The organism is Actinoplanes sp. NPDC048791 (genome assembly GCF_040650095.1).
Lineage (GTDB): Bacteria > Actinomycetota > Actinomycetes > Mycobacteriales > Micromonosporaceae > Actinoplanes.
Window position 1 is genome coordinate 1 of record NZ_JBEZGQ010001164.1, and the last position, 2,403, is coordinate 2,403.

At 71.1% G+C, this 2,403-nt stretch carries 3 protein-coding genes; 2 read left to right on the forward strand and 1 reads right to left on the reverse strand.

All coding sequences use genetic code 11. The features are described from left to right. Positions 1–119: 119 nt before the first annotated feature. Positions 120–392, reverse strand: a complete 273-nt coding sequence (locus tag AB0C29_RS43725; RefSeq protein WP_360556001.1) for a DUF4190 domain-containing protein — start codon at positions 390–392, stop codon at positions 120–122. Positions 393–556: 164 nt separating this feature from the next. On the opposite strand from AB0C29_RS43725, the gene purN reads away from it, so the two are divergent. Then, a complete protein-coding gene (gene purN / locus AB0C29_RS43730) occupies positions 557–1,174 on the forward strand; it encodes a phosphoribosylglycinamide formyltransferase (RefSeq protein WP_360555999.1) in 618 nt (205 codons plus the stop codon). Continuing rightward, positions 1,171–2,403, forward strand: a 1,233-nt coding sequence (gene purH, locus AB0C29_RS43735; protein ID WP_360833605.1) for a bifunctional phosphoribosylaminoimidazolecarboxamide formyltransferase/IMP cyclohydrolase, incomplete at its 3' end; no start/stop codon positions are given. The genes purN and purH, both read left to right, overlap by 4 nt.

The following is a 2,403-nucleotide window of genomic DNA, read 5'->3' on the forward strand; positions in this document are numbered from 1 at the left end:
GGCCCGCGAAGGGCCTCGGCCTCGCGGTTGAGCCGGCTTCCGGCGGCAGCCCGCCGGGATGCGCGAAGGGCGCCCCGGCCGTGGCCGGGACGCCCTTGCGGTGGTGCTTGCTCAGATCGTCAGGAGTTCGACGACATGAGGTCGCCCAGCGCGCCGGTGGCGGCCAGGATGATGTTGATGACGAGCGCCAGCACGATGACACCGAAGGTCACGTAGGCGAGCGTGGGCTTCTTGCCGACCTTGCGGGCCTCGAGCAGGCTCAGCACGCCGAAGACGATGCCGAGGGGCCAGCAGCAGAAGGCGAAGACGATGCCGAGGACGCCCCAGAGCGTCACCTTGTCGTTGCCCGGCGCTGCGGGCGGCTGCTGACCGTAGTAGGGCGGTGGCGTCACGGGCGAATCCTCCAGATAAATCCGCGCAATGCGGTGATGTGCAAACCGGGCGCACGTGGACCATCACGTGAGCGGCCCGCAGCCTAACCGATGATCAGCGGTTTCCGCTGTCCTCGAAACGACCCGTTTGCCGTCGTCAGCGGCCACGACGATAGGGTGCTCGGGTGACAGACCCCGCGCCCGCCCGCCTGGTCGTCCTCGTCTCCGGCTCCGGCAGCAACCTGCAGGCCCTCCTCGACGCCGCCGCGGATCCCGCGTACGGCGCGAAGGTCGTGGCCGTCGGCGCCGACCGGGACGGCATCGCCGGGCTCGACCGTGCGGCCGCCGCCGGTGTGCCGACGTTCGTCGACTCCGTCAAGGCCTACCCGACCCGCGACGACTGGGACGCCGCCCTGACCGCCCACGTGGCCGAGCACAAGCCCGACCTGGTCATCTCGGCCGGCTTCCTCAAGCTGGTCGGCCGGGACTTCCTGGCCGCCTTCGGGGACCGCTACGTCAACACCCACAACGCGCTGCTGCCGTCGTTCCCGGGCATCCACGGCCCGCGCGACGCCCTCGCCTACGGCGTGAAGATCGCCGGGGCGACGCTGTTCTTCGTCGACGCCGGTGTCGACACCGGCCCGATCATCGCCCAGGTCAGCGTGCCCGTGCTCGACGACGACACGGAAGAGACGCTGACCGAGCGGATCAAGGAAGCCGAGCGCCGCCAGCTGGTCGAGTACGTCGGCCGGCTGGTGCGCGAAGGCTGGACCATCACGGACAGGAAGGTCTCCATCCCATGACCGTCGAGGACGGCCGCCGGCCGATCAAGCGGGCGCTGCTGAGCGTGTACGACAAGACCGGCCTGGTCGAGCTCGCGCAGGCCCTGCACGCCGCCGGGGTGCAGGTCGTCTCCACCGGCTCCACCGCGTCGACCGTCGAGGCCGCCGGGGTCCCGGTGACCCGGGTCGAGGAGCTGACCGGTTTCCCGGAGACGCTGGACGGCCGGGTCAAGACGCTGCACCCCAAGGTGCACGCCGGCCTGCTCGCCGACCTGCGGCTGGAGACCCACGCCGCGCAGCTGTCCGAGCTGGCCATCGAGCCGTTCGACCTGCTGGTCAGCAATCTGTACCCGTTCACCGAGACCGTGGCGTCCGGCGCGACCGTGGACGAGTGCGTCGAGCAGATCGACATCGGCGGGCCGGCGATGGTCCGTGCGGCGGCCAAGAATCACCCGTCCGTGGCTGTGGTGACGGCCGTGGCGGCGTACCCGTTGATTCTGGACGCTCTGCGCGACGGCGGTTTCACGCTGACGCAGCGCAAGCTGCTCGCCGCTCGTGCCTTCGCCGACATCGCCGAGTACGACGTGGCGGTGGCCAACTGGTGCGCGACGACGCTGGCGCCGTCGGAGTGGCCGGAGTTCGCCGGGCTGGCGCTCAAGCGCGAGAGCGCGCTGCGCTACGGCGAGAACCCGCACCAGCAGGCCGCGCTCTACCTCGACCCGAACGCGCCCGCCGGGCTGGCCCAGGCCGTGCAGCTGCACGGCAAGGAGATGTCCTACAACAACTACGTCGACGCGGACGCCGCGTGGCGCTCGGCCAACGACTTCACCGAGCCGTGCGTGGCGATCATCAAGCACGCCAACCCGTGCGGCATCGCGGTCGGCGCCGACGTCGCCGAGGCGCACCGCAAGGCCCACGCCTGTGACCCGGTGTCGGCGTTCGGCGGGGTCATCGCGGTCAACCGGCAGGTGACCGTGGAGCTGGCCCAGCAGCTCGACGGCATCTTCACCGAGGTGATCGTCGCGCCGTCGTTCACCGAGGAGGCGCTCGCGGTCTTCCGCGAGAAGAAGAACCTGCGCGTGCTCGTGGCGCCGGCCTGGAACCCGCCGCCCGCGGAGATCAAGCAGATCGGCGGCGGCGTGCTGGTGCAGATGTCCGACCGCATCGACGCCGAGGGCGACGACCCGGCGGGCTGGACGCTGGCCACCGGCGAGGCCGCCACCGCCGAGGAACACGCGGACCTGGCCTTC